We start from the raw sequence: 24,800 nt of genomic DNA, 5'->3' as shown, positions 1-24,800 counted from the left end.
CCACCCTCTAAGTTGCGGCGAGAATCCGCTGCAAAGAGGCAAATAAAACTTCACTATCTTCAGGTCTACCAACGGTAATACGTAAATATTGATCTATTCTAGACATACTAAAATATCGCACTATTATACCGTCCTCACGCAAACTCGCCGCTAATTCCGATGCATCGCGATTGCGATGCCGACAAAACACAAAGTTCGCCGCCGACGGCAACACTTGAAAATCTAGCGCTGCTAGCCGAGTCATCAACGTATTGCGCTCAGCAATCACCGCATTACAAGTCTGTTCAAAATAGTCCTGATCGGCAAATGATGCCGCAGCACCTAACTGAGCCAGACGATCTAGCGGGTATGAATTAAAGCTATTTTTAATTCTAACCAAGGCCTCGATCAACTCCGGATGGCCAACAGCAAACCCCACCCGCAAACCCGCCAAAGATCGCGACTTAGAGAGTGTCTGAGTCACAAGTAAATTCGGATAGCGATCAACCAGCGAAATCGCAGACTCGCCACCAAAATCAACATAAGCCTCGTCAATCACGACCACGGTCTCATTATTTACCGTCAACAGTCGTTCAATTTCGGACAGTGCCAAGAAACACCCTGTCGGCGCATTGGGGTTGGGGAAAATAATGCCGCCGTTGATGCCGCGATACTCTTCAATCCGTATCTGAAAGGACTCGTCTAAAGGGATAGTCTCAAAGGGAATCTGATACAGACCGCAATAAACCGGGTAAAAACTATAGCTAATATCAGGAAACAGCAGCGGCTTATTGTGTTGAAACAGGCCGTGAAAGATATGCGCAAGAACCTCATCAGAACCATTGCCAACAAAGACCTGCTCTATAGAGACCTCATGATAATCGGCAATCGCATGTCTCAGCACATCGCTATTAGGGTCTGGATAAAGACGCAAGGCATCAGTCGCCTCCGCCTTGATAACCTCTAAAACTTTGGGCGACGGCCCATAGGGGTTTTCGTTGGTATTCAGCTTGGTTAATTCACTTAGCTTAGGTTGCTCACCCGGCACGTAAGGCACTAAATCTTTAACAAAAGGACTCCAGTATCTACTCATCATCACCACCCAATAAGCGATATTCGGCACTGCGAGCGTGTGCGGTTAAGGACTCGCCCCGCGCTAGTACCGACGCTACTTTAGCGAGTTCGGAGGCACCGGCGGCTGAGCACTCTATCAAGGAAGAGCGCTTTTGAAAATCATAGACACCTAAGGGCGATGAAAACCGCGCAGTACCGGAAGTAGGTAACACGTGATTGGGCCCAGCGCAGTAATCTCCAAGAGCCTCGGGCGTATAACGACCCATAAAGATGGCGCCAGCGTGACGTATTTTAGGCAGCAACTGCTCTGCGTTATCAACTGACAATTCCAGATGCTCTGGCGCAATCCGATTGCTTAGCGCAAGCGCTTCGTCGATATCTTTGACCAACACCAGCGCACCGCGCCCGCTCAAAGACCGGCGGATAATGTCCACGCGCTCAAGGTCGGGTAGCAAGCGCACAATGCTCGCCTCTACCCGATCTAAAAACGCCGCGTCAGGACTTAATAAAATCGACTGCGCGTCTTCGTCATGCTCTGCCTGTGAAAACAGATCCATGGCGATCCAATCAGGATCCGTTTTGCCATCACAGATTACTAGGATCTCAGAGGGCCCCGCAATCATGTCCAAACCCACGCTACCAAAAACTTGGCGCTTGGCAGTAGCTACAAAAATATTGCCGGGGCCAACTATTTTATCAACCTTAGGAATGGACTCTGTACCATGCGCCAGCGCGGCGATCGCCTGCGCACCGCCAATAGTAAAAATACGATCAACACCCGCTATCGCGGCTGCAGCCAGCACCATTTCATTCACAAAACCCTTGGGCGTTGGCGACACCATAATCAACTCATCGACACCAGCCACTTTGGCTGGAATAGCATTCATCAGCACTGACGACGGGTAGGTTGCTTTACCACCCGGCACATACAAACCGACGCGCTCCAAGGCTGTTATTTGCTGGCCTAATAGCGTGCCATCCGCTTCGCGATAGGACCACGACTCTTGACGCTGATGCAGGTGATAGGCGCGTATCCGCTCGGCTGCAGTTTCCAGCGCCACACGCACGTCGGCATCAATGTTATCGAGGGCAGCCTGAATGCGACTACTTGGGATTTCCAGTGCGGCCGCGCTCTCCGGCTGCCATGCATCAAATCGCTGCGTAAATTCGAGTACCGCTGCGTCGCCTTCGGCGCGCACTTTAGCGAGCACGCCAGCCACAACTTGCCCAACCGTGGGGTTCGACGCAGATTCCCAATCCAGCAGCTTCGTCAATGCCACATCAAAGTCGACATCGGCGGTGCTCATCCTTTTTATCAGAACATCAGTCATTGCTGACCACCTCCTCCGCGCGCTGACGCGCCTCAACAGCTGCAGTTAACTTCGCAATAATATCTTGAATGCTCCGGTGTTTGCGCTTCATGGCAGCCTTATTGACCACCAATCGCGAACTGACATCGGCAATCATATCCCGTGGTTCCATACCGTTGGCGCGCAGAGTGTTTCCGGTATCGACGATATCGACGATCAAATCTGCCAAGTTCATCAGCGGTGCCAACTCCATCGCGCCATAGAGCTTAATCAGCTCTACTTGGATACCACGCTCGGCAAAATGGCGGCGGGCAACATTGACAAACTTAGTGGCAACCCGAACACGACCGTGGGGCAAATCTTCACCAACCCGACCAGCCGTCATTAACCTACAACGCGCTATATTAAGGTCGAGCGGCTCATACATATCGGCCGCCCCCACCTCTAACAACATGTCTTTGCCAGCCACCCCTATATCGGCAGACCCCAGCTTCACATAAGTAGGTACGTCAGTACCGCGAATCACGATCAAGCGAATATGCGAATGATTGGTCTCAAAAATAAGCTTACGACTGCTACTTATATCTTCAGCCGGCACAATGCCCGCCTCAGCCAACAAAGGCAGCGTTTCCTTTAAGATACGCCCCTTAGTGAGCGCAATAGTAACCGGCTGATCCACGTGTAAACTCCAGGTACTGAACTAATAATATCTAATTGGCGACGCGGCGAATGGTTGCGCCGAGTGCGTGAAATTTCTCTTCGATACACTCATAACCGCGATCAATGTGATAAATGCGGTCAACTAGGGTGTCGCCATCCGCCACCAGACCTGCAATAACAAGACTGGCTGAGGCCCGCAAATCACTGGCCATTACCGGTGCAGCCTTCAAACGCTCCGTGCCGGTAATCATTGCGGTATTGCCCTCAACGCTTATTTTGGCGCCCATGCGATTCATTTCATGAGTTTGAATTAAACGATTTTCAAATATGGTTTCGGTAACATGCGAAACCCCACTGGCAACTGCGTTCATCGCGGTAAACTGCGCCTGCATGTCGGTGGGAAAACCAGGGTAAGGCATCGTCTTAATGTTAACCGCCTTAGGGCGACGGCCTTCCATGTCGAGGGTAATCCAATTGTCACCTGACTCTATTTTAGCGCCCGCTTCCTCGAGCTTAACTAAGACCGCCTCAAGCGTTTCCGGACCAATATCGCGCAGACGAATAGAGCCACGAGTCGCGGCAGCCGCAACCAAATAGGTTCCCGCCTCGATACGATCCGCCATCACAGAGTAGGTGCAACCGTTTAAGCGCTCAACACCATCAATCGTAATTGTGGCGCTACCGTGGCCGCTAATCTTGGCACCCATAGCAATAAGACAATTGGCTAAATCTACTATTTCTGGCTCTCTTGCCGCGTTTTCGAGTACGGTCCGCCCTTTCGCCAACGTCGCCGCCATGAGTACGTTTTCAGTACCGCCAACGGTAACCATGTCAAATAATACATGCGCACCGCGCAAACCACCCTCTGGCGCCTGCGCCGTAATATAGCCGGCATCAACATCAATAATGGCGCCCATGGCTTCGAAACCGCGCAAATGCTGATCAACGGGACGACTACCTATGGCGCAACCACCGGGAAAAGACACCCGTGCATGACCAAAATGTGCCAATAGAGGCCCTAACACCAAAATCGACGCCCGCATCGTTCTAACAAGCTCATAGGGCGCGGTGGTTTTGGTGGTGGTTGAACCGTTAATTTCGACGCCGAGATTTTCATCGACAATCAGCTCTGTGCCCATGCTGCGTAATAGCGCAATCATGGTGGTGATATCGTGTAAATGCGGCAGGTTGCGAACCATCACCGGTTCACTAGACAGCAGTGTCGCAGCCAAAATTGGCAGCGCCGCGTTTTTTGAACCGGAAACACGAATTTCGCCGGCCAAGGGGCCGCCGCCAGATATAAGCAACTTATCCATGAAATCTCCTGGAAAATCCGGTGAGCCTTAAGATTGGGCTTCGTCGGGGGTCAAGGCTTTAATATTAATGGCGTGTAAAGAGCCATCCCGAATCCAATCATTAACAGCTGCGTAGACCAGTTGCTGGCGTTTTACAGGGCGCAAGCCAGAAAAAATCTCGCTGACAACACGCACATCAAAATGGCTGCCGTCGCCATTCACGGCTAATTCACTATTGGGAAAATGTTCCGAAAGACGCTGTTCAATATGTTCTACTTGCATGCCCATCCCGCTGTTACCTGCTACCGCATTACTCAAGCGCAGAATTGTACGCAATTGCGAACACTATGGCGAGGCGAAACCCTGACAGGCCTCAACCTCGCAAACAGCTAAACCATTACTCAGCGGCCTTTTCCATTACTTCTTGGGGGGCGACCGTCCAGTTATTAATCACTTGATCGATATCACCGTTGTACTGCTGCACCGCAGCATTAAATTGATTTTGATATATACGACCCAAATTCAAGCCTTCAATAATCACATTACGCAATTTCCAGTCGCCACCAGACCCTTGACGCAAGGTATAGATAACTTGGTAAGGCTTGGCGCGGTCACCATATATATCTTGACGCACACCGACGCTACCGGACAAGTCAACATCGCTTGCCAGCGGCAGTACTTCAATCCTATTGCCGTTAAAGCCCAGCAAGCCTTTTGAGTAGGTGTTAATCAACCCATCTTTAAAACTACTGGTAAAGCGAATAACACGCTCGCGAAATTGTGCACGCTCCGCTTCTGTTTTTAGGCTCTCATAGTATCCACGACTACCGTATTTACCCATAATGCCACGGGCAAAACTCTGAAAATCGACCACGTCGTCCATAATACGGCGAACTTCGTCATTAAAGCGCTGCGGATCCTTGTCGATATAGCTACGCGCGTCCTCAATCACTTTCACCAATTCTTTAGTGGTGTTGGCCACCACTTCATGGGGACCTTTATCAGCAGCAAAACTCTGCGAAAACAGGCCAAATACCATGAATAATGTGATTGCTATTTTTTTGAACATACCTTCCCCTTAATTTTTATCTGTCCATCATTACCGATAAAACAACGGCCGCATAGAACTTGGACTACATTTTACGCTAATGAATCCCAATTCGGACGCAAGCTAAACCTGTTAATTTGTCACATTGGAAATTATCATACACAACCTTAGCCTCAGCTTAACGGCCGGCACAAATAATCAGGGTACTCTGAGTGACCAACAATCCAGATTTTATCAGTTCAGCGCGACGTGTTATCACCATGGAGCGCGACGCGGTAAGTGTCTTAGCTGATCGCATAGACGAAAGCTTTGAGCGCGCCTGCAATATTTTATTGTCATGCAAGGGGCGCGTGGTCGTGACTGGCATGGGCAAGTCCGGCCACATCGGTAATAAAATTGCGGCCACCCTCGCCAGCACGGGCACCCCGGCATTTTTTGTTCACCCCGGCGAAGCCAGTCATGGTGACTTGGGCATGATTACCGCAGGCGACGTTGTGATCGCCTTATCAAATTCAGGTAATACCGCTGAACTTATTACTATTCTACCCTTGCTGAAACTTCTCGCTGTGCCCGTTATCGCCCTAACGGGTAACCCGACTTCAGAACTTGCGACCACTGCCGACGTGCATTTAAACGTCGGCGTTAAAGAAGAAGCATGCCCGCTAAACCTTGCTCCTACGTCAAGCACCACCGTCACTTTGGTAATGGGTGATGCACTGGCTATCGCTCTACTAGAAGCTCGCGGGTTTACTGCCAACGACTTCGCAATGTCTCACCCCGGCGGCGCGCTAGGCCGACGCCTACTGCTAAAAATAGACACCATTATGCATACCGGCGAGGCGATACCCTCGGTTCAATTAGGCTGCGCCTTAAGCAGAGCACTGCTAGAAATGAGCAGCAAAGGTCTGGGTATGACGGCGGTGGTAGATGCTAAGGGAGCACTCATTGGCATTTTCACTGATGGCGACTTGCGCCGCGCCATTGATCGCGGCATAGATATACATAGCAGTCCAATTGATGACATTATGACTCGTAATTGCCGTACTATTCGCCCGGGAACCATGGCAGCAGAAGCGCTGCGTATTATGCAAGATAATAAAATTACTGTTTTGGTAGCAGTCGACACTGACCACAAACCCGTTGGCGTCATCCATACTCACGACCTGTTCAAGGCAGGTGTTGCTTAGAGAATACAGAACTGATGCAAAGTGTTATCGAGAAAGCAAAATCCATCAAACTATTGGTTATGGACGTCGACGGCGTACTCACTGATGGCAGTCTTTATTTTGGAAATAGCGGCGAAGAAATCAAAGGCTTTAGTATTCTTGACGGTTTGGGCATAAAGTTATTGCGCGACGCCGGCATCAAACCCGCCATTATTACCGGCCGCAGTTCCGAGCTGCTTAAACGACGCGCAGCTGAGCTAAAAATTGATTTGATCTATCAGGGCCGCGAAGACAAACTTGTCGCTCTTGAAGAGCTCCGCAAGGATCTCGGACTCAGTTTTGACGAAATAGCCTATGTTGGCGACGATCTCCCAGATCTATCCGCCATCCGCCAGGCAGGCTTAGGTATCACCGTAGCCAATGGTCACTACTACGTCGCACGGTATGCAGACTGGCAAACCAAAGCGGCAGGTGGCAGCGGCGCAGTCAGAGAAATATGCGAACTGATCTTAAAAGCGCAAGGCAAATTAAATGACGCCTTAGAGCAATATCTTTAAATATGAAAAGCTTTAACGTCTTCACGCTACTTTCGCTGCTCTCCGCTTTTACCGCATTCGCTGGGACTGTGATCTATCTGACACAATATAGCGAAAGCGGCAAGCTAAGTATTAGCGGTGAATTTAAAGCCGTTGCCGATGCCGACTCGCACCTCAGTAACGTAAACGGAATAAAGTACAGCGCCAATGGCGATATTGCCTACCAATGGCGTGCCAGCAGTGCAGAGCGTTTAATTTCCGATGGTTCGGTTACCCTAAAAGAACCCTTCTACATTGGTAACATCGCCGAACAGCGGCCATGGACTGCGAGCGCTCTATCCGGGCAGCTTTCGCAAGATGGCGACAAACTCATCCTCACCGATACCGTGGTGGTGAAAGACCTCATCCGCCAAGCAGAAATAAGCACCGAAGCGCTGAATATAAATCTCGAAAATAGTGAGGTAAGTACGCCGCTAGCACTTACTCTCAAATTACGTAATGGCAAAACACACTCAATTGGCATGCAAGCAAGCCTGAAGGATGAGCGCGTTGAACTGCTAAATCAGGTAAAAGGTCGCTATGAACCCTACTAAAGCCGCACTCGGTGCCGCGCTTTTGCTCAGTGTAAGTCAATATTCACTCAGCCTTCCCGATGACCGTAAACAGGCGATCAACCTAAGCTCAGACCGCGCGATATACGAGAAAAATCAGGGTATTTACATCGGCAACGTCAATATGAGCCAAGGCTCATTAAAGATTCGCGCCGATAAACTCACCATCGTTGAATCTGACCGCAAGGTCGAAAAAGTCATCGCCGAGGGCACACCCGCCTATTTTGAACAGCAACCCCGCGCTGACGAAGGTGTCGTTATTGCCACCGCCCAGCGCATCGAATATAGCCTGCAAGATGAGGAAATATTGCTTCAAAGAAATGCTTCCATCACCCATCAGGGTTCGAAAATCTCGGGGGATAGAGTGGTATATAGCGGCCGCAAACAAATGGTTGTCGCCGATGGCGGCAGTAATGACAAAGAAAATCGAGTCAAAATGACATTGCAACCTCAGGCGGTGACTGACGACGCCCAAGCCGCGCAAAAAGACATCAGCCCAGCGGCCATTGTGCAAGCGCCAGAAAATGCCAATGCAACCGTTACCCCAGAGGACGCTAACTAGCTATGCCTGTTTTACAAGCTAAGAATCTGGCCAAAGCCTATAAAGGCCGCGAAATCATTAAAGACGTATCCCTCACTATTCGCAGCGGTGAAATTGTCGGCTTACTGGGACCAAATGGGGCGGGTAAAACCACCTGCTTCTACATGATCGTTGGCATTGTGAACGCTGACCGCGGCACGATTCAACTCGATGATAGTGACCTCACCAAACTCTCTATTCAGGGGCGCGCCAAACACGGGGTGGGGTATTTACCCCAGGAAGCCTCGATCTTTCGCAAACTTAATGTTGCTGACAACATTATGGCCATTCTTGAAACCCGCCGAGATCTCAATCGCAGCCAGCGCAAAGACAAGCTTGAAGCGCTACTACAAGAGTTTCACATCACCCACATTCGTAAGTCTCAAGGTATGGCGTTGTCTGGCGGTGAGCGCAGGCGGGTAGAGATTGCCCGCGCACTGGCGACCGAACCCAGCTTTATACTGCTCGACGAACCCTTTGCAGGGGTAGACCCGATCTCGGTAAACGACATTCAAAATATCATTCGCCACCTGCAGGCTCGGGGTATTGGGGTATTAATCACCGACCATAATGTCCGCGAAACACTGGATATTTGTGACAAGGCGTATATTGTCGGCGAGGGGCGTATTGTGGCCGAAGGCAACGCCGAGGCTGTGCTTAATAGCCAGATCGTTCGTGACATTTACCTCGGCGACAAATTTACGCTGTAAGTACTGTTCCGTATAAATGAGTCGGCACAGGTATTGCAGGGAAACCGTGTCGCGACTACACTGACATAGAGGCATATCACGTGCCGGTAGAACGAAATTTCGTTCGCATTGCCCCTAATTCACGCTGTAGAAGTCACCGCCTATGAAACAATCGCTACAGCTAAGAGTCGGCCAAAGCCTGACAATGACCCCCCAGCTGCAGCAGGCAATTCGTCTATTACAACTGTCCACTTTAGACCTTCAGCAAGAAATTCAATCAGCGCTAGATTCTAACCCACTACTTGAAATCAGCGATGACGACGGCGACATTGAAGTCAACATCGAACCGACTTCCGCCGAACCAAAAAAGCCTGAAAAAACCAGTGACAACGAAATAGAAGCGACTCTGCCTGAAGCAGATACTGAATGGGCAGAACGCAGCGACATTCCCGAAGACCTGCCGGTCGACAGCCAATGGGATGACGTATTCCAAACCAGCGGCAGTGGCAGCAGCTCGGGCAGCGGTGCCTCGGGCGAAGACAACGATTACAACAACGATTATCGAAATTCCAGCTCAGATTCACTGCAAGACCACCTGCGCTGGCAGCTCAATCTGAGCCGTTTATCTGATATCGATCAAATGATCGCAGCCGCGATTATCGATGCCATCGATGAAAAAGGCCGGCTGACAGTAAGCCCAGAGGAACTGGTAGAAGGTTTTAATAGCGATGCGATAGAAATTGAAGAGGTGAACGCCGTTTTACACCTCATTCAACAATTTGATCCGCCTGGCGTTGGCGGCAGAGACCTGCAGGAATGCCTTTTAATCCAGCTCAAACAGTTGCCCCAGAATACGCCCTACGCTGAAGAAGCCTGCCTAGTAGTTAGCCAGTATATGGCACAACTGGGCAACCGCGATTACAACCAAATTATGCGCCGCTGTCGTCTCAAAGAAGAGCAGCTGCGCGATATTTTAAAACTTATCCAATCGCTAGACCCCACTCCTGGTAATGCGATTGGCAGCGACGACACCGAATACGTCATTCCAGATGTTTTTGTCAGCAAAAAAGAAGGTCGCTGGCTAGTGGAGCTGAATCCAGATATTGCACCAAAAATTCAAATAAATGCCCAATACGCGTCAATGGCTCGCAAAAGCAGTAATAGCAGTGATAATGACTATATTCGCGACAATCTCCAAGAAGCACGCTGGTTTATTAAAAGCCTAATTAGTCGCAATGAAACCCTCATGAAAGTAGCGACCAAGATAGTCGAATACCAACGCGGCTTTCTTGAATATGGCGAAGAGGCAATGAAGCCACTCGTGTTGCACGACATTGCCGAAGCCGTCGGTATGCATGAATCCACCATCTCGCGGGTTACCACTCAAAAATATATGCACACGCCACGCGGTATTTTTGAGCTAAAATTCTTTTTCTCAAGCCATGTATCTACAGATACTGGCGGCGAGTGCTCAAGTACGGCAATACGCGCATTAATTAAAAAACTGGTGGCCACAGAAAATCCTCGCAAACCCCTAAGCGACAGTAAAATAACAGACTTACTTGGCGAACAGGGTATTCAAGTTGCGCGGCGCACCATTGCGAAATACAGAGAATCACTGGTTATTCCGCCCTCAAATGAGCGGAAGCGACTAGTATAATGTAGTGATCTAAAGATCACTGCTAGCAGCGACTCGCCGCGAGGCGCCAGCATTTTTTAGCGATGAAGGAGCAAAATATGCAGATTACTGTAAGTGGTCATCACGTAGACGTTACCCCCGCCCTCCGCGATTATGTAAACAATAAGCTGACAAAACTCCAGCGACACTTTGATAATATCACCAATACTGACGTCACTCTGACGGTAGAAAAACTCGTGCAAAAGGCTGAGGCGACGGTGCATGTTGCCGGCGCAGATTTATTTGCAACCTGTGAATCAGAGGACATGTACGCGGCAATTGACAGTCTAACCGACAAGCTTGATCGTCAATTAATTAAACACAAAGAGAAATCGCTGGGCCGCTAAGGCCTTCGATTCCAAACGCAGTTAAACAAGTAACTATCATGACACTTGAATCAATACTCACTACCGGACGCACTGAATACAGTGCGTCCGTCACCAGTAAGAAACGCTTACTAGAATATATTGCCGCTGGCATTGCCGCCGACAATCCCGAATTTAACGCGGACGAGTTATTCAATGAATTACTCGCACGCGAACGTTTAGGCAGCACTGGAATTGGCCATGGCGTGGCCATTCCGCACTGCCGCAGCAGTCGCTGTACCAGCATCACAGGTATGCTGCTCAAGCTAGAACAGCCTATTGATTTTGAAGCTGTGGACGACGCGCCCGTTGATCTCATATTTGCGCTTATCGTCCCTGCGGAAGCCCACGACGAGCACTTAAAGGTTCTTGGCGCACTGGCCACGGCGTTTAATGACCCCGATTACCGCAATAGCTTACGCAGCTCAGAAGACAGCGCTACCCTTTTCAAACGCGCGATAGCAAGCTGATATGGAACTCGTCATTCTCAGTGGACGTTCGGGATCGGGAAAAAGTACGGCCCTTCACCAATTAGAGGATGAGGGCTTCTACGCCATCGACAACTTACCGGTATCACTATTGCCAGAGCTGGTTAGAGAGCTGTCGCAAAGCCCCCTAAAAGTTCATCAGCAGGTTGCGGTTTGCATTGACGCCCGCAACTCCCCAGGCGAACTCGCACGCTTTAAATCGCTCTGCGACGAGGTTAAAAAACATGCCCGCCTGCGCATCGTATTTTTAGACGCCGGCGACGACGAACTGATTAAACGTTTCAGCGAAACACGGCGGCGGCACCCGCTAACCACAGACTCCTTACCGCTGTCGGACGCGATCAAGCTCGAAACCGCGCTGCTTGAACCCATCGTAGTCGAAGCATCACTGGCTATCGACAGCAGCGACATGACCGTCCATGAGCTGCGGGCAGCTATCCGTGATCGCATCTTGGGCGCAGATGCCAGCAAACTGGCGATACAACTGAAGTCCTTCGGGTTTAAACGCGGCCTACCGATTGATGCCGACCTTGTTTATGACCTCCGCATGCTCCCGAATCCCCACTGGCGACAGGAGTTGCGCGCCTTTACTGGGCAAGATGCCGAAGTCCAAAATTATCTTAGCAGTCAAGAAGATGTGCGTCTGATGCACGACCACATCCTCGAATATTTACAGCACTGGCTGCCGAAGATTGAGGCCAGTAACCGCAGCTACTTCACCATTGCCATTGGCTGTACGGGCGGTCAACACCGCTCAGTATATATGGTTGAAACCCTTGCCAACGCTCTACGCACAGCCTATCCAGACCTACAAGTTCGCCATCGCGAACTTTAGTAATCAGAGTAACCACGATGGTCGAATCTAATATAATAATCATCAACAAACTCGGCCTGCACGCCCGTGCAGCTGCAAAATTAGTAGCCACTGCTGGCGCTTTTGGCTCCAGCATTAAAATCGGTGTCAGAGACAAGTCTGTCGACGGCAAGAGCATTATGGCCGTCATGATGTTGGCCGCAAACAAGGGTACCGAGATTACCGTGAGCTGTGATGGCGAGGATGAACAGGCAGCTCTATCTGCGGTACTCGATATTATTTTTCAACGTTTCGGCGAGGCAGAATAATACGTGTTATATGACTTATTTGTGCTGCTAGCTGGGTGCTGCCGATTGTTGCAGGCATCACTTTAAAGGATAATCTCTCCAGACTTTCTTCCACTTAACGGCTCAGGCTAGGGATAGGTATGGCCCAGACTGCTGACAAGCTTCAAACCGAGAGCCAGCTAAAAACCCTGAATGACGCCTTGGGGTCTGGCGGCTTCCTGCAAATTCGCCGGATGTTAAACGGTTTACCCTCCGCCGATGCAGCCCATTTAATAGAATCAACACCACACAAAATTCGTAGTGTGTTGTGGCAGCTCATCGATATTGAGAATGAAGGGGACATTCTCCAGCATCTTAACGATGAAGTTCAGAGCCAGTTCCTGCGCCAAATGGACGCGGAAGAAGTCGCGACCATTACCGAGGGGCTTGAAGCGGATGATATCGCCGATATCCTCCAGCAATTACCCGACCGGGTAATTCGCGAAGTCCTCGACTCCATGGATCACCAAGATCGGATTCGAGTCGAGCATGTGATGTCCTACGACGAGGACACTGCCGGTGGTTTGATGAACACCGACACTATAACCGTTCGGCCAAATATCACCCTTGATGTTGCGCTCCGCTATCTGCGCCGCCACGAACAGCTACCAGAAATGACAGACAGTCTACTTGTCGTTAACCGCAACGACCAGTACATCGGGGTATTGTCGCTGCGTAAGCTTTTGGTATCTGACCCCAGTGTCACCGTTCGCGAAATCATGGATACCGAGGTAGAACCCATTTCAGCAAGGATGTCATCGCGCGAAGTTGCCACACTATTCGCCAGACACGACTGGGTATCCGCACCCGTGGTCGATGAAAATAGCTTATTACTAGGGCGTATCACCATCGATGACGTGGTCGATGTTATCCGAGAAGAGTCTGATCACTCATTAATGAGCATGGCCGGTTTGGACGAGGACGAAGACACGTTCGCCGCTGTTCTAACTACTGCACCGCGACGCGCTGTATGGCTTGGTATTAATTTAATGACTGCGTTTATCGCCTCGGCGGTGATTAATTTATTTGAAGGCACCATCGAAAAAGTCGTTGCCCTCGCCGTATTGATGCCGATAGTGGCTAGTATGGGTGGGGTCGCTGGAACCCAGACCCTAACCGTAGTTATTCGCGGTATGGCTCTAGGTCATATTAGCCCAGACAACCGCCGCTGGTTAATAAATCGGGAGATGGCGGTCGGCGCTATTAACGGCGTGGTTTGGGCTATTGTTGTTGCTGCGGCCACTACCTTGTGGTTTGACGACCCCCTGATGGGCGGCATTATCGGTGCGGCAATCGTTATCAATTTAATTACCGCCGCACTGGCTGGCGCAGTATTACCACTGGCCATGAAATCACTGAATATTGACCCCGCCTTGGCGGGCGGCGTGGTGCTAACCACCATCACGGATGTGATTGGCTTCTTATCATTTCTAGGTCTTGCCAGTTATTTTTATGGCTAAGTCGAAAAACACTATTGAATAACTAAACGGATCGCAATGTGACCGAATCAGAATTAGAACGACCAAGTAAAACCGCCATTAAAAAGGAAATGCAGGCACTGCAAAACCTTGGCGAACAGCTGGTAAAACTCAGTAACAATGAGCTGGCAAAAATTACAGTGCACGACGAACACCTCTCCGACGCGATCGCCACCGCGAGACGTCTAACAAGTCGTGAAGGGCTTCGCCGGCAATTACAATACATTGGCAAGCTAATGCGCGGCATTGATCTGACAGAGATTGAGGCTGGGCTAGCTAGGCGTGACGAAGGCCAGCGCGAGCTCGCCAGAGCGTTTCACAATCTTGAGACCTTACGGGATGAGATTGCAGACGGCGGCTTGCCGGCAATTGATGCGGTAGTTGAACAGTTTCCCGACGCCGATCGTCAACGTCTAAGAACACTGGTCTTACAAATTGCCAAAGACGCGAAAGCTAACAAGCCTCCCGCTGCTAAACGTAAACTCTTTCAATATTTAAAAGAGCTACAGGATCACCAAGCCAAAGATTGACACTGGCATTTATACCCGGCGGTGCTGAGAAACTGGCATCCGTCGCCGCAGCGCATTTTGCTCTGCCTGATCGTAGCTTGCAATGATACAGGCCTCACCCAGCCCGGCTTCTGCTAATACTCGACCCCAGCTGTCGACAATAACTGAGCCGCCCGATGTTTGGCGCGTACTATCATGGATTCCCCCTTGGTTTGCCGCTACCACCAGACATTGATTTTCTATAGCCCGCGCACGCAACAATGGTAGCCAATGGGCCCAGCCGGTATTGCGCGTAAATGCCGAGGGTAAAACAATAATATCCATCTGCAAATCGAGCATGCCGCGAAACATTTCAGGAAAGCGCAAATCATAACAAACGGCAAGGCCAATACGTCCCAGCGCAGATTCCACGACCACCAGCTGATCGCCAGGCGCATAGCTATCGGATTCCCGATAACTACCCTGAGCATCGCCCACATCGGCATCAAACAAATGAATTTTTCGGTACCGCCCAAGGCACGCGCCATCTGCGCCGTAAATAAATGACGTCGCATACACGCGCCCATCTTCTGCAGGAAGCGGAATAGTACCCCCCACCAAGATGATGCTATATCGCACCGACAAGCCGGCAAGAAAGTGTTGCAAAGCGCCTGTTTTCGCCTCCTCAGCCGCCAATTGGAAAATCGTCTTACTACCAAATAGGGCAAAATTTTCCGGCAGCACCGCCAGTGTTGCTCCGCTGGCAGCGGCCTCTGCGACAAGCGCTTCAGCTCGCAACAAATTCTCACTCAATTGGATTGTTGACACCATTTGCAAAGCCGCAACTTTGCTTGTGGACCGCGAATCAGACATAGTCGTCTCCAGTGCTCACAGCGGTAATCGGCAGTGAATACACCTTCACTCAAGCGACTCGCTGATAAGGTCTTCGGCCTGCTGAACACCGCCATTGTCGACATCAAAGATATTTTTAAACGTCAATTCAGGCTGCTGAATAGTCCCCGAAATATCATAAACTGCACTTGAAAAGCTATCGACCTGCTCCTCAAAAACCTTGGTCACCACATAAGCACCCGCCGCTGCGGGCAAGCCACCCACCAGTGCAACGACCCACGGTAGATTACTTCCTACTGGCAGTGTTGCCACCAACCGGAGCGCCGGCACATCGGTATTCAAATCAATAATGCCCGTCATCTGAAACCGGCTAGACGGCCCTTTTATGTCTAAGGGCTGCTGCAGACGTACAATGCCATCGTAAAGATTTAAATCGCCACGCATCGAATCAAAGTAAATACCTTTGCGAAATACATCGCGAAAATCAAACTTCAGGCGCCGTACGACGTTAGCCATATTAAAAATACTGAACAACCGCAATGCGCCACTGGCAGCATCAGAGGTCTTTAAAAAGCGGCCGTCTTCAAAGCTAAAACTAAAACTCCCATCGCTACGCAGAATATCCCACTGCGCAGGAGAACCCGGCCAAAGCATATCTACATCAAAATCACCGCGCTTTGTTTCCATCACCTTAGAATAGCCGAAGTCCGTCAAAACCGCCCCTAGGTCTTGCACGCCAAACTTACCACGTAGCTGCGATGAATGAGTGCCCTCCGCATCTTGCAACCAGTGCAAACTGCTAGTATCGGCCTCGCGCGCCAGCGAAATACCGCGAAGCTGCCCGCGCAGATCAATAAAATGCGCACCGTATTCATCGGTGCGCAAATCAAAGCCAACACTGCCCCACGCCTCACCCCCGACCGAAAGATCGGCGATATCAACGTCGACATCCATTAAACTCCGGGGGTCCAAATCAGTCACCGCCGCTGCCGGACTGTCGTCAAAGGCTGGCAGCGCCAATTTATCTAGGACCACCGACGCAAGGATTGATGAGTTATTCTGCGGAAAAATAAATTCACCGACAAGCTCCTGACTGTCTACCCGCAACTGCCAACGTTCAACATTTTCGGTGAGAGTCAGCCAAACATCTTTTAATAGATAATCAAAAATATCGACATCATCAATATGGAGGTCGTTAACTGCTAAGACCATTCCGGCGCTGTCGCTAGCCGGCACCGTGGCCATATATTGATTGGCAATCCGCTGCCACTGCTCAAAGGTGGCAAAACCCACGCGACCGTTAACATTGAATTGCCCCAGTGACGGACGCGACACCGGCGTATCGACATCACCACTACCCAGTGTCAAATTAATACCGAATACAGTGCCCTCGCTCAAGCCTAAATTCATATTAAACTGATCTTGCAGCGCCAAACTCAGGATACTTTCATCATTGAAGGGCAGAGCAATATGAAGTTGTTGCTTTGACTCTGCGGACTTATAGAAAGGTTGCGGCAGGGATATTTCTACCCCTTGCAGATCAGAGGTCACCGTCAGGCCCGGCGTTTCACCCCCCGCTTGAATGTGTATGCCGATATCACTGCTACCCCTAAAAAACTGCAGTGCTGGCACGCCCAACCAGTGCTCAATATTCCTTGTCGCTACGCTAGTGTCGATATCAACGTCGACTTGGCCACCACTCTGACTAATAGATGCCGTCAAAGGCCGATAAAAAACCATCGCTCGCAAATTATCACTGCTTAAGCCACTGTCGGACTCATAGCTCAAATGTCCCTTAGCGTCACTCAAGCTTAAGCGATAATCAGGCAAACCCAGCATACTAAAGTCGATATCGGTTTCGACACGAATCTTGGGAATAAGCTCATCAACAAAGGGCATATGCAGTCCAAAATCGACGCGCGCATCCCCCTCCCCAGTCCATGAGTCAAAGATGTTTCCAATATAAGAATGTATGGGCGTATCAATCAATAACCGCTTTATTTGCGTGAAATTAGGGTTCGCAGAAGTCGCAACATCCAGCACCGCGTAACCACTGGGCGATGGCTGAATGCTAACATCCAGGGGGCCCAGCGCCAGCCCATCTATCATTGCTGAATCCGATATAGCGATGACATCCCCATTATCAATAAGCACCGATGCTTGCAGTGCTTCGACCGAGGGCCAATCATTTTGAAACCGGAGTTCAATGTCAGCAAGATCAAGGTCTAACTGGACCGAAGGACGCTGCTCCGCACCTGCCAGCAGCGAACCATGATAGATAAACCCTGCGCTATTAATGTAGCCCCCACGAATACTGTCTGCCAACCAGGCATGAAGGCCATCACTGAATACATTAGGCGTATAAACCCCGTGCCGAGTCGCGTCGACACCCCGCGCGCCAATCATTAAGGTCATCATCGGATCTTGCTTAGCATCCTTATGCAAAGGCAAATCCAAACGCAGCATTGCCGACATCGGCTTACCGTTAGTTTCGGCGCTGATTAAACCACTGTGCAGACCTAAGCGCTGATCGTCATAAACCCATCGCAATTCGGCCTTCACATCGTTCAATTGGAAGGCTTCGTCATACAAATTAGGAAAGGCCAACGACAGCGCTTCAGCATCGACTATCAATAAACCGTGTCCAGGCCTGACCTCAAGATATCCGGTCAATCCGTCTGCGCCCGGCGCTCCCTGCCAAGGCGCCACACTTAACTCAGAGGCCTCGGCCCTGAGCACAAAACTATCAATACCCGAGTCCGCAGTGTGGAGGTCAAACTGAATATGATTTAGCTGTCCCTCCGGCGCCAAATCCAACAGCACATTTTGTAAGTACTCAGGCAATATATCGCTCTGTGTAAGCAGTGCTTTGGTCGCTCCAATCTCAAGCTGAGGCAGAGTAAAACGCCACAGTGTATTCTCTGGATGGCGCACGGATATGCCGGCCAAATTTAGGTAATGATCCCGCCACCGGGCGTCGAACTCACTAAAACTGATGCGCCAGAAGCCATCGCGATGGCTGCCAGCAAAACGCATATTAACGTCTTCAAGCAAGGCGTCCTCGACACCCCACAATACGCCAACTGCCAGCTCCGGCGCATTGAGCACACCACTTACAGTAATGCGCTGCCCACGTCGCCAGCTCATCCACAGCTCGCCACTCACTTCGCTATCAAGCAAGGGCGCATTCTGTTGGAAGAGGGGTGCTATTGCCGACAAGCGACTGCCGTCAATGACCATATAGGCGCTGGCACTAAACTTCTGAATATTGCGGGGATCGCCATAAGCTTCCAGCAACAGCTGAATATCGCCGTCGCTGTCAGTGTTGAGCTGCGCATAGATACGTCGAAATTTATCGTCGCTACGCAGCGAAAAATCGCGGCTACTGATGTGCGTCACTTCGCCATTTTGGTAGCGCAGCTTCACCGTGAACAAACCGAGGCCCGCACTTCGGACGCCCAGAACAGAATCAATTAGCATCTCGGGGTTGCCACTGGCACCCTCGTCGCTCACCAATCCTGGAATTTGCCAGCGGCCCTCGCTGTTTTCCTCAAGCTCCACGCTCAGCGTGCCGGCCTGAATTTGACGGATCTTGGGTGTGCCGGTCAGCAATGAAGACAACACATCTATTTCTATACGGGCATGATCAAGGTGAACCGCGCTATCACGGCCAAGGCTAAAATCACTGACATCAATAATCGGAGACAGTCCCGCCCAGCTGCCCTGCATACGGGCCGCCTGCATACTGATACCAGTGAAGACTTCAATACGTTGAAAAATATCTTCCTGATAGCGGTCGATCAAGCCAATATACTGGCGGCCGAGACTTGCATACAAGGCCAAGACGACGAGTAGCACCAAGGCGGCGCCCCAGGTGAATGCGTAGAGCTGGCGGATTGCTCGCATGAGCATCAGTCAACACCCACGATTACCAGCTACCGAGATTAGAGCAAGACGACATCATATTGCTCCTGTGTGTAAACGGCCTCCACCTGAAACCGAATACTCGCGCCAATAAACTCTTCTAAATCTGCCACGTTAGCCGATTCCTCATCAATCAGGCGGTCGACAACTTCCTGGGATGCGAGCACCAGTAAACGCTTACTTTCGTATGCTCGGGATTCACGTAAAATCTCCCTGAACACTTCATAACAGACCGTTTCAGGGGATTTTAAGGAGCCCCTACCGTGGCAGTAGTGGCAGGTTTCACAGAGGATATGCTCTAGGCTTTCGCGGGTACGTTTGCGTGTCATTTCGACCAAGCCCAGCTCAGACACACCTGTAATTGTGGTCTTTGCGTAATCTTTTTCCATTGCTCGCTCCAGCGCACGCAGCACTTGGCGGCGATGCTCTGGATCTTTCATATCAATGAAATCGATAATAATAATACCGCCAAGATTTCGCAGCCGCAGCTGACGAGCCAGCGCAGAGGTGGCCTCAAGATTGGTTTTAAATATAGTTTCTTCTAAGTTGCGATGACCGACAAAAGCACCCGTATTAATATCGATGGTACTCATTGCCTCGGTTTGATCAACAATAAGATAGCCGCCGGACTTAAGCTCTACCTTCCGCCCCAACGCTTTCTGAATTTCATCTTCCACACCATAGAGATCAAATATCGGCCGCTCACCAGGATAGTATTCAAGCTGCGAACTTATCTCAGGCAAATAGTCCTCAGCGAACTGCGCCACGCGCTGAAAACTTTCGCGAGAGTCGATACGAATTTTCTCTAGACCCGGCCGCACCAAGTCGCGCATTGTGCGCATAAACAGCGGCAAATCTTCGTATATTACGCTCGGCGCCACGTCGCGTTTCATCCGGCGCTCCACCGCCGCCCACAAGCGTTTTAAAAATTGGACATCGGCGCACAACTCATCCTCGCCAGCGCCCTCGGCCGCTGTGCGCAAGATATAACCGTCGCGCAAATCTTCGTCGTCGACACGCGCTGCCGCCTCCAGCACCTCACGCAAGCGCTGCCGCTCCTCTTCATCGTCAATCCGATGAGAAACGCCAATATGCGCCGCTCCTGGCATATAGACCAAATACCGCGACGACACCGACAAGCGAGTCGTTAATCGCGCGCCTTTGGTGCCCATAGGATCTTTGCTAGCTTGAACAGTGAGCAACTGACCTTCGCGAATTTTAGTGCGTATATCGGCATGCTCGCCGGTATCGGTATCTAAACAGGCGATATCTGAAGCGTGAATAAAACTGGTGCGTTCTAAGCCAATATCAACAAAGGCGGCCTGCATGCCAGGCAAAACCCGCACTACCTTACCCTGATAGATATTTCCCACAATGCCACGTGAACGACTGCGCTCAATATAAACTTCTTGGAGCACGCCGTTTTCGACCACCGCAACACGGGTTTCTACCGGCGTAACATTGATTAGTATCTCTTCACTCATTCCCTGGCTCTAAAGTCATTCCGGTTTTTCTCAGCAAAACCGCGGTTTCATATAAAGGCAAACCCATCACACCAGAATAGCTACCACTCAAGTGCTTCACAAAGCACCCCGCCGCACCTTGAATGCCATAGGCGCCAGCCTTATCGTCGGCATCACCACTGTCAACGTAAGTGCCTATCTCTGCGGTCGTCAGCGCCGCAAACGCCACATCAGTGACACTCAATTGGAATTCTAGGCAGCCGCCGCGATGCACAGCAACTGCGGTCATAACTTGATGGTTGCGATCACTAAGCCCCGCTAGCATCACCTTAGCATGTTGACGACTTAAGGGCTTTCCCCAAATTTCGCCGTCAACAATAACCGAGGTGTCTGCAGCCAGCACAATGCGATCGGAAAATAGCGCGGCTACCGCCGTCACTTTTTCTTCAGCCATGCGCTGAACGTAATCAATCGCGGCTTCGCCCTCTCGCGGAGTTTCATCGATATCAGCAGCTACTACCTGAAAAGAGACACCAATTTGAGCAAGTAATTCAGCACGCCGCGGCGACGACGAAGCAAGAATAATTGGAGGGCTAAAGTCCATCGCTAAAAAACCGTGAAAGCGCGCTGAAACCACGCTACTAGCGGTCGCACAAAGATCCACAATAGACCGGTAGTTAAAGTCGGAAGGAATATCAGCCAATGGGTGTGCGCGACACCGTTAATATTCTCGGCCCACTGATTAACTAAAATATGGAAGAGTTCGAGTAACAAGACAAAGGCCGCTTGCTTACGTAGACTAAACATCCGTAAACGTTGATAAGACACTTGAATAATGTAGGCGATAACCGCGAAGGCAAAGGCATTTTGGCCAAGCACCGCTCCCTGTAAAATATCGAGCAAAATGCCACACAGCCAGCACACTATCACACCAACCCGCTCCGGCAGCGCCAGCAGCCAGTAGACTAAAATAAGTAGTAGCCAATCCGGCCTAGCCCAGGCGAGACTTGGGCCAAGGGGGAAAATACTGAGCAATAATGCAATAAGTATGGTGACAACAACAAACCACAGGCCATGCGCATGCGAGTCCATGCGCTACTCCTCTATCTTCTGCTCACTGAAAACCAGTAAGACGTTGCGACTGCGATCTAGCTTAGCCATGGGGCGGGCACGCACTTCAGCAAAGGGTTTGCCGGGATCAATAGACACTTCAATCACTTCGCCAACAGGATAACCGCTGGGGAATCTGCCACCTAGGCCAGAACTTACCAACAGGTCGCCAACTTGAATATCTGTGGTAGCTGCCACGTGGGTCAATGCCAATTCATCAATAAGCCCGGTACCTTCAGCAATCGCCCGCAAGCCATTGCGACTTACCCGGACCGGCAGAGCATGAGCACTATCGGTAACGAGTAATACCCGACTCTGCAATAAGCCCACCTCCGTAATTTGTCCTAGCAGTCCATTAGAATCAATTACCGGCTGCCCGACAAAAGCCCCGTCACGACTGCCCTTATCGACCAAGAGTTGATGACGATTGGGATCCGACGCCACGGCGACAACCTCAGCCACAACCACAGTGTCATTGACTAGTTCAGCAGAATTCATCAACTCACGAAGGCGGACATTCTCGGCACGCAATTCGATATATTTTTGGAGTTTGGCGTTCAGAATAAGAGATTCAGATTGCAGGCGTTCATTGTCTGCTACTAATTCGCTGCGGCTACTCCAAGAATCACTAAATTGGTTCACCATGCGAGTCGGAATATCGACTACCCAATAAAACGGCGCCGCAACAAGTGACAGCTGAGTTCGCAAGGGCACCATAAAATCGAAGCGCTGCCCGATCAAAATCAACACTAGAGCAACACCACCGAAAAACAGCAGTCGACCGCCTACAGACGACTCATTGGAAAATACCGGTTTAATTGCTGCTTCCTCGCTCTGTGGGGCGAATCACTATTACTCAGCAGACAATATATCAAGACGATGGCGATCCATCATCTCTAGGGCTTTACCACCGCCACGCGCAACACAGGTTAAAGGGTCTTCAGCAATAATTACTGGCAGCGCACTCTCGTCAGCAATTAACTGATCAATACCGCGCAAAAGGGCGCCACCGCCGGTCAACACAATACCGGTTTCAGCAATATCTGCCGCCAATTCTGGGGGCGACTGTTCTAATGCGCGCTTGACGCCCTGAATAATAACTTGCAGCGGTTCTTGCAGCGCTTCTAAAATTTCATCACTGTTTAAAGTAAAGCGGCGCGGAATACCTTCGGCCAAATTACGGCCACGCACATCGATTTCACGGAGCTCACTGCCTGGATAGGCACAGCCAATTTCCTTCTTAATACGCTCGGCAGTCGCATCACCAATCAAGCTGCCGTAGGTACGGCGCACATGAGTAACAATAGCTTCATCAAAACGGTCGCCGCCCACTCGCACAGAATCTGAATACACTACGCCATTCAAGGAAATAATAGCGATTTCAGTAGTACCACCACCAATATCCACTACCATCGAGCCCGACGCTTCATCAACGCGCAAACCCGCGCCAATTGCCGCAGCCATTGGCTCTTCAATTAAACGTACTTCCCGCGCACCCGCGCTAAGAACAGACTCACGAATAGCTCTGCGCTCTACCTGCGTGCTTTTGCAGGGCACACTGACTAGCACACGCGGACTTGGACGAATAAAACTGTTCTGATGCACCAATTTGATAAAATGCTGAAGCATTTTTTCAGTTACTTGAAAATCAGCAATCACGCCGTCTTTCAGGGGACGAATGGCCGTGATATTACCGGGCGTGCGCCCAAGCATACGTTTGGCTTCCATACCCACGGCTTCAATTGTTTTTTGACCATTATGTACACGAATAGCCACTACCGAGGGTTCATCTAGAACAATCCCCTGACCACGCACGTAAATAAGGGTATTTGCTGTTCCCAGATCAATAGAGAGATCATTGGAAAACAAGCCGCGAATTCGTTTAAACATGATTCATTGTCACCTTATACAGCCCCGTTTTTGGGCGGCGGCCAGGCTAATCGGACCGGGAGCGATTGCCACCCGGCAACATCACGAGGCGCTAATTTAAAAACTTTGCCACTCTATCAACGGCAGGGATTTAGGGCAAGGCGCAAATATGATAACTTTAACGGTTTACTGGCAACTATATAGAAATTCCAGCGCAGACGTCATTTTTGCCTAGCGGAAAACTGCCGGTGTTGTCACAAAATTAGCTTCAAAAAAGGTAGAGCATGAGCTTAGACAAGAACGACATTACAAAGTTAGCACGACTGGCGAGAATCAATATCGCCGAAACAGAAACTGCCGAACTCAGCCAACGCATTGGCGATATTCTTAATATGGTCGACGCCATGCAAGCCGTAGACACTGCCCACGTAGTGCCAATGGCAAATCCGCATGATGCCGTTCAACGTCTGCGTGCCGACGAGATCAGCGAAACCGATCAGCGCGAGCATTTTCAAAAGATCGCACCGCAAACCGCCGACGGTTTGTATTTAGTACCTCAAGTCATTGAATAAAGCGCTGCTGTTTATTGCAACAACACACCACCTTTACCGCCGCACCCTAATTCGACAGACATAACGAGTAATCCCAACTATGCCCAACCATACGATTGCCGATATTCTTCGCGGGCTGGAAGCAAAAACATTTTCCAGCGAAGAAATTACCCAGCAATATCTCGACACCATTGCCAAACACGACAGCAAGTACAACAGTTTTATCTCCGTGACCGCCGAGCAAGCCCTTGTGCAGGCTCGCGCAGCTGATACCGCAAGACAAAACGGCAACGCTGGCCCCCTCTGTGGCGTGCCCATTGCACATAAAGATATTTTTTGTACCGAGGGCGTACGCACTAGCTGCGCATCAAAAATGCTGGATAATTTTATTGCCCCCTACAACGCTACCGTTGTTGAGCGGCTCGCCCACGCCGGGGTGGTAACGC

General features: G+C 50.4%; 27 protein-coding genes. 14 read left to right on the top strand and 13 right to left on the bottom strand.

Features of this window, described 5'->3' with window-relative positions; all coding sequences use genetic code 11:
- Window positions 1-7: 7 nt before the first annotated feature.
- The 6 genes from hisC to ACI955_RS06235 form a co-directional block, all read right to left on the bottom strand.
- On the bottom strand, window positions 8-1,072 hold the full coding sequence (hisC, locus tag ACI955_RS06260; protein ID WP_415242873.1) for a histidinol-phosphate transaminase: 1,065 nt from the start codon (window positions 1,070-1,072) through the stop codon (window positions 8-10).
- Window positions 1,065-2,384: a histidinol dehydrogenase gene (gene hisD / locus ACI955_RS06255; RefSeq protein WP_415242872.1), complete on the bottom strand. Its 1,320-nt coding sequence runs from the start codon at window positions 2,382-2,384 to the stop codon at window positions 1,065-1,067. Before hisD ends, hisC begins: the two co-directional genes overlap by 8 nt.
- Window positions 2,377-3,042, bottom strand: a complete 666-nt coding sequence (hisG, locus tag ACI955_RS06250) for an ATP phosphoribosyltransferase (protein WP_415242871.1) — start codon at window positions 3,040-3,042, stop codon at window positions 2,377-2,379. The genes hisD and hisG overlap by 8 nt, the downstream gene beginning before the upstream one ends.
- Window positions 3,043-3,073: 31 nt before the next feature.
- Window positions 3,074-4,339 (bottom strand): UDP-N-acetylglucosamine 1-carboxyvinyltransferase, encoded by a 1,266-nt coding sequence (murA, locus tag ACI955_RS06245; RefSeq protein ID WP_415242870.1) that lies wholly within the window; start codon window positions 4,337-4,339, stop codon window positions 3,074-3,076.
- Between the two features lie 27 nt (window positions 4,340-4,366).
- The gene (locus ACI955_RS06240) at window positions 4,367-4,654 is read right to left on the bottom strand and encodes a BolA family protein (RefSeq protein WP_415242869.1); all 288 of its coding nucleotides are present in this window, start codon (window positions 4,652-4,654) and stop codon (window positions 4,367-4,369) included.
- Between the two features lie 61 nt (window positions 4,655-4,715).
- Entirely contained in the window at window positions 4,716-5,387 is a 672-nt protein-coding gene (locus tag ACI955_RS06235; protein ID WP_415242868.1) for an MlaC/ttg2D family ABC transporter substrate-binding protein, read from the bottom strand.
- 239 nt (window positions 5,388-5,626) lie between these two features.
- On the opposite strand from ACI955_RS06235, the gene ACI955_RS06230 reads away from it, so the two are divergent.
- The 12 genes from ACI955_RS06230 to yjgA all read left to right on the top strand — a co-directional run bounded on the left by ACI955_RS06230 (window position 5,627) and on the right by yjgA (window position 14,627).
- Window positions 5,627-6,553, top strand: a complete 927-nt coding sequence (locus tag ACI955_RS06230) for a KpsF/GutQ family sugar-phosphate isomerase (RefSeq protein WP_415242984.1) — start codon at window positions 5,627-5,629, stop codon at window positions 6,551-6,553.
- Between the two features lie 11 nt (window positions 6,554-6,564).
- Window positions 6,565-7,089 (top strand): KdsC family phosphatase, encoded by a 525-nt coding sequence (locus tag ACI955_RS06225; RefSeq protein WP_415242983.1) that lies wholly within the window; start codon window positions 6,565-6,567, stop codon window positions 7,087-7,089.
- Window positions 7,090-7,091: 2 nt separating this feature from the next.
- On the top strand, window positions 7,092-7,661 hold the full coding sequence (lptC, locus tag ACI955_RS06220) for an LPS export ABC transporter periplasmic protein LptC (protein ID WP_415242867.1): 570 nt from the start codon (window positions 7,092-7,094) through the stop codon (window positions 7,659-7,661).
- Window positions 7,648-8,241 (top strand): lipopolysaccharide transport periplasmic protein LptA, encoded by a 594-nt coding sequence (gene lptA, locus ACI955_RS06215; RefSeq protein WP_415242866.1) that lies wholly within the window; start codon window positions 7,648-7,650, stop codon window positions 8,239-8,241. The genes lptC and lptA overlap by 14 nt, the downstream gene beginning before the upstream one ends.
- 2 nt (window positions 8,242-8,243) lie before the next feature.
- Window positions 8,244-8,969, top strand: a complete 726-nt coding sequence (lptB, locus tag ACI955_RS06210) for an LPS export ABC transporter ATP-binding protein (RefSeq protein ID WP_415242865.1) — start codon at window positions 8,244-8,246, stop codon at window positions 8,967-8,969.
- A 142-nt stretch (window positions 8,970-9,111) separates the two neighbouring features.
- Entirely contained in the window at window positions 9,112-10,608 is a 1,497-nt protein-coding gene (locus ACI955_RS06205) for an RNA polymerase factor sigma-54 (RefSeq protein WP_415242864.1), read from the top strand.
- Window positions 10,609-10,685: 77 nt separating this feature from the next.
- On the top strand, window positions 10,686-10,973 hold the full coding sequence (hpf, locus tag ACI955_RS06200) for a ribosome hibernation-promoting factor, HPF/YfiA family (protein WP_103683591.1): 288 nt from the start codon (window positions 10,686-10,688) through the stop codon (window positions 10,971-10,973).
- 38 nt (window positions 10,974-11,011) lie between these two features.
- Window positions 11,012-11,461, top strand: coding sequence for a PTS sugar transporter subunit IIA (locus ACI955_RS06195; RefSeq protein WP_415242863.1), 450 nt, complete (start codon window positions 11,012-11,014; stop codon window positions 11,459-11,461).
- 1 nt (window position 11,462) lies between these two features.
- A complete protein-coding gene (rapZ, locus tag ACI955_RS06190; RefSeq protein WP_415242862.1) occupies window positions 11,463-12,314 on the top strand; it encodes an RNase adapter RapZ in 852 nt (283 codons plus the stop codon).
- Window positions 12,315-12,331: 17 nt separating this feature from the next.
- A complete protein-coding gene (locus ACI955_RS06185) occupies window positions 12,332-12,601 on the top strand; it encodes an HPr family phosphocarrier protein (protein ID WP_415242861.1) in 270 nt (89 codons plus the stop codon).
- Between the two features lie 119 nt (window positions 12,602-12,720).
- Complete coding sequence (gene mgtE, locus ACI955_RS06180; protein ID WP_415242860.1) at window positions 12,721-14,079, top strand: magnesium transporter; 1,359 nt, start codon at window positions 12,721-12,723, stop codon at window positions 14,077-14,079.
- 38 nt (window positions 14,080-14,117) lie between these two features.
- Window positions 14,118-14,627: a ribosome biogenesis factor YjgA gene (yjgA, locus tag ACI955_RS06175; RefSeq protein WP_415242859.1), complete on the top strand. Its 510-nt coding sequence runs from the start codon at window positions 14,118-14,120 to the stop codon at window positions 14,625-14,627.
- Window positions 14,628-14,636: 9 nt separating this feature from the next.
- Here the strand turns inward: yjgA and ACI955_RS06170 are convergent, their stop codons facing one another.
- From ACI955_RS06170 to ACI955_RS06140, 7 genes are all read right to left on the bottom strand, one after another.
- The gene (locus tag ACI955_RS06170; protein ID WP_415242858.1) at window positions 14,637-15,458 is read right to left on the bottom strand and encodes a carbon-nitrogen hydrolase family protein; all 822 of its coding nucleotides are present in this window, start codon (window positions 15,456-15,458) and stop codon (window positions 14,637-14,639) included.
- Between the two features lie 45 nt (window positions 15,459-15,503).
- A complete protein-coding gene (locus tag ACI955_RS06165; RefSeq protein ID WP_415242857.1) occupies window positions 15,504-19,349 on the bottom strand; it encodes a YhdP family protein in 3,846 nt (1,281 codons plus the stop codon).
- A gap of 32 nt (window positions 19,350-19,381) precedes the next feature.
- Window positions 19,382-20,845 (bottom strand): ribonuclease G, encoded by a 1,464-nt coding sequence (gene rng, locus ACI955_RS06160; protein ID WP_415242856.1) that lies wholly within the window; start codon window positions 20,843-20,845, stop codon window positions 19,382-19,384.
- The gene (locus ACI955_RS06155) at window positions 20,838-21,428 is read right to left on the bottom strand and encodes a Maf family protein (RefSeq protein WP_415242855.1); all 591 of its coding nucleotides are present in this window, start codon (window positions 21,426-21,428) and stop codon (window positions 20,838-20,840) included. The genes rng and ACI955_RS06155 overlap by 8 nt, the downstream gene beginning before the upstream one ends.
- Window positions 21,429-21,430: 2 nt before the next feature.
- Complete coding sequence (gene mreD, locus ACI955_RS06150; RefSeq protein ID WP_415242854.1) at window positions 21,431-21,916, bottom strand: rod shape-determining protein MreD; 486 nt, start codon at window positions 21,914-21,916, stop codon at window positions 21,431-21,433.
- Between the two features lie 3 nt (window positions 21,917-21,919).
- The gene (mreC, locus tag ACI955_RS06145; RefSeq protein ID WP_415242982.1) at window positions 21,920-22,708 is read right to left on the bottom strand and encodes a rod shape-determining protein MreC; all 789 of its coding nucleotides are present in this window, start codon (window positions 22,706-22,708) and stop codon (window positions 21,920-21,922) included.
- A gap of 78 nt (window positions 22,709-22,786) precedes the next feature.
- On the bottom strand, window positions 22,787-23,824 hold the full coding sequence (locus ACI955_RS06140) for a rod shape-determining protein (RefSeq protein WP_415242853.1): 1,038 nt from the start codon (window positions 23,822-23,824) through the stop codon (window positions 22,787-22,789).
- 263 nt (window positions 23,825-24,087) lie between these two features.
- On the opposite strand from ACI955_RS06140, the gene gatC reads away from it, so the two are divergent.
- Window positions 24,088-24,375, top strand: a complete 288-nt coding sequence (gene gatC, locus ACI955_RS06135; RefSeq protein ID WP_415242852.1) for an Asp-tRNA(Asn)/Glu-tRNA(Gln) amidotransferase subunit GatC — start codon at window positions 24,088-24,090, stop codon at window positions 24,373-24,375.
- 79 nt (window positions 24,376-24,454) lie between these two features.
- A partial coding sequence (locus tag ACI955_RS06130) for an amidase family protein (protein WP_415242851.1) occupies window positions 24,455-24,800 on the top strand: 346 nt, incomplete at its 3' end.

This window comes from Zhongshania sp. (assembly GCF_047636175.1).
Classification (GTDB): domain Bacteria; phylum Pseudomonadota; class Gammaproteobacteria; order Pseudomonadales; family Spongiibacteraceae; genus Spongiibacter.
This window is presented reverse-complemented; position numbering and strand designations above follow the sequence as displayed.

What these genes read in the sequence shown, in the direction of transcription:
- rapZ (WP_415242862.1), top strand. Translation starts at nt 11,463, where the DNA reads ATGGAACTCGTCATTCTCAGTGGACGTTCGGGATCGGGAAAAAGTACG.
- lptC (WP_415242867.1), top strand. Translation starts at nt 7,092, where the DNA reads ATGAAAAGCTTTAACGTCTTCACGCTACTTTCGCTGCTCTCCGCTTTT.
- gatC (WP_415242852.1), top strand. Translation starts at nt 24,088, where the DNA reads ATGAGCTTAGACAAGAACGACATTACAAAGTTAGCACGACTGGCGAGA.
- mreD (WP_415242854.1), bottom strand. Translation starts at nt 21,916, where the DNA reads ATGGACTCGCATGCGCATGGCCTGTGGTTTGTTGTTGTCACCATACTT.
- ACI955_RS06195 (WP_415242863.1), top strand. Translation starts at nt 11,012, where the DNA reads ATGACACTTGAATCAATACTCACTACCGGACGCACTGAATACAGTGCG.
- ACI955_RS06235 (WP_415242868.1), bottom strand. Translation starts at nt 5,387, where the DNA reads ATGTTCAAAAAAATAGCAATCACATTATTCATGGTATTTGGCCTGTTT.
- hpf (WP_103683591.1), top strand. Translation starts at nt 10,686, where the DNA reads ATGCAGATTACTGTAAGTGGTCATCACGTAGACGTTACCCCCGCCCTC.
- hisC (WP_415242873.1), bottom strand. Translation starts at nt 1,072, where the DNA reads ATGAGTAGATACTGGAGTCCTTTTGTTAAAGATTTAGTGCCTTACGTG.
- hisD (WP_415242872.1), bottom strand. Translation starts at nt 2,384, where the DNA reads ATGACTGATGTTCTGATAAAAAGGATGAGCACCGCCGATGTCGACTTT.
- ACI955_RS06230 (WP_415242984.1), top strand. Translation starts at nt 5,627, where the DNA reads ATGGAGCGCGACGCGGTAAGTGTCTTAGCTGATCGCATAGACGAAAGC.
- ACI955_RS06185 (WP_415242861.1), top strand. Translation starts at nt 12,332, where the DNA reads ATGGTCGAATCTAATATAATAATCATCAACAAACTCGGCCTGCACGCC.
- ACI955_RS06170 (WP_415242858.1), bottom strand. Translation starts at nt 15,458, where the DNA reads ATGTCTGATTCGCGGTCCACAAGCAAAGTTGCGGCTTTGCAAATGGTG.
- murA (WP_415242870.1), bottom strand. Translation starts at nt 4,339, where the DNA reads ATGGATAAGTTGCTTATATCTGGCGGCGGCCCCTTGGCCGGCGAAATT.
- lptA (WP_415242866.1), top strand. Translation starts at nt 7,648, where the DNA reads ATGAACCCTACTAAAGCCGCACTCGGTGCCGCGCTTTTGCTCAGTGTA.
- mgtE (WP_415242860.1), top strand. Translation starts at nt 12,721, where the DNA reads ATGGCCCAGACTGCTGACAAGCTTCAAACCGAGAGCCAGCTAAAAACC.
- ACI955_RS06165 (WP_415242857.1), bottom strand. Translation starts at nt 19,349, where the DNA reads ATGCTCATGCGAGCAATCCGCCAGCTCTACGCATTCACCTGGGGCGCC.
- ACI955_RS06155 (WP_415242855.1), bottom strand. Translation starts at nt 21,428, where the DNA reads ATGGACTTTAGCCCTCCAATTATTCTTGCTTCGTCGTCGCCGCGGCGT.
- rng (WP_415242856.1), bottom strand. Translation starts at nt 20,845, where the DNA reads ATGAGTGAAGAGATACTAATCAATGTTACGCCGGTAGAAACCCGTGTT.
- lptB (WP_415242865.1), top strand. Translation starts at nt 8,244, where the DNA reads ATGCCTGTTTTACAAGCTAAGAATCTGGCCAAAGCCTATAAAGGCCGC.
- ACI955_RS06140 (WP_415242853.1), bottom strand. Translation starts at nt 23,824, where the DNA reads ATGTTTAAACGAATTCGCGGCTTGTTTTCCAATGATCTCTCTATTGAT.
- ACI955_RS06205 (WP_415242864.1), top strand. Translation starts at nt 9,112, where the DNA reads ATGAAACAATCGCTACAGCTAAGAGTCGGCCAAAGCCTGACAATGACC.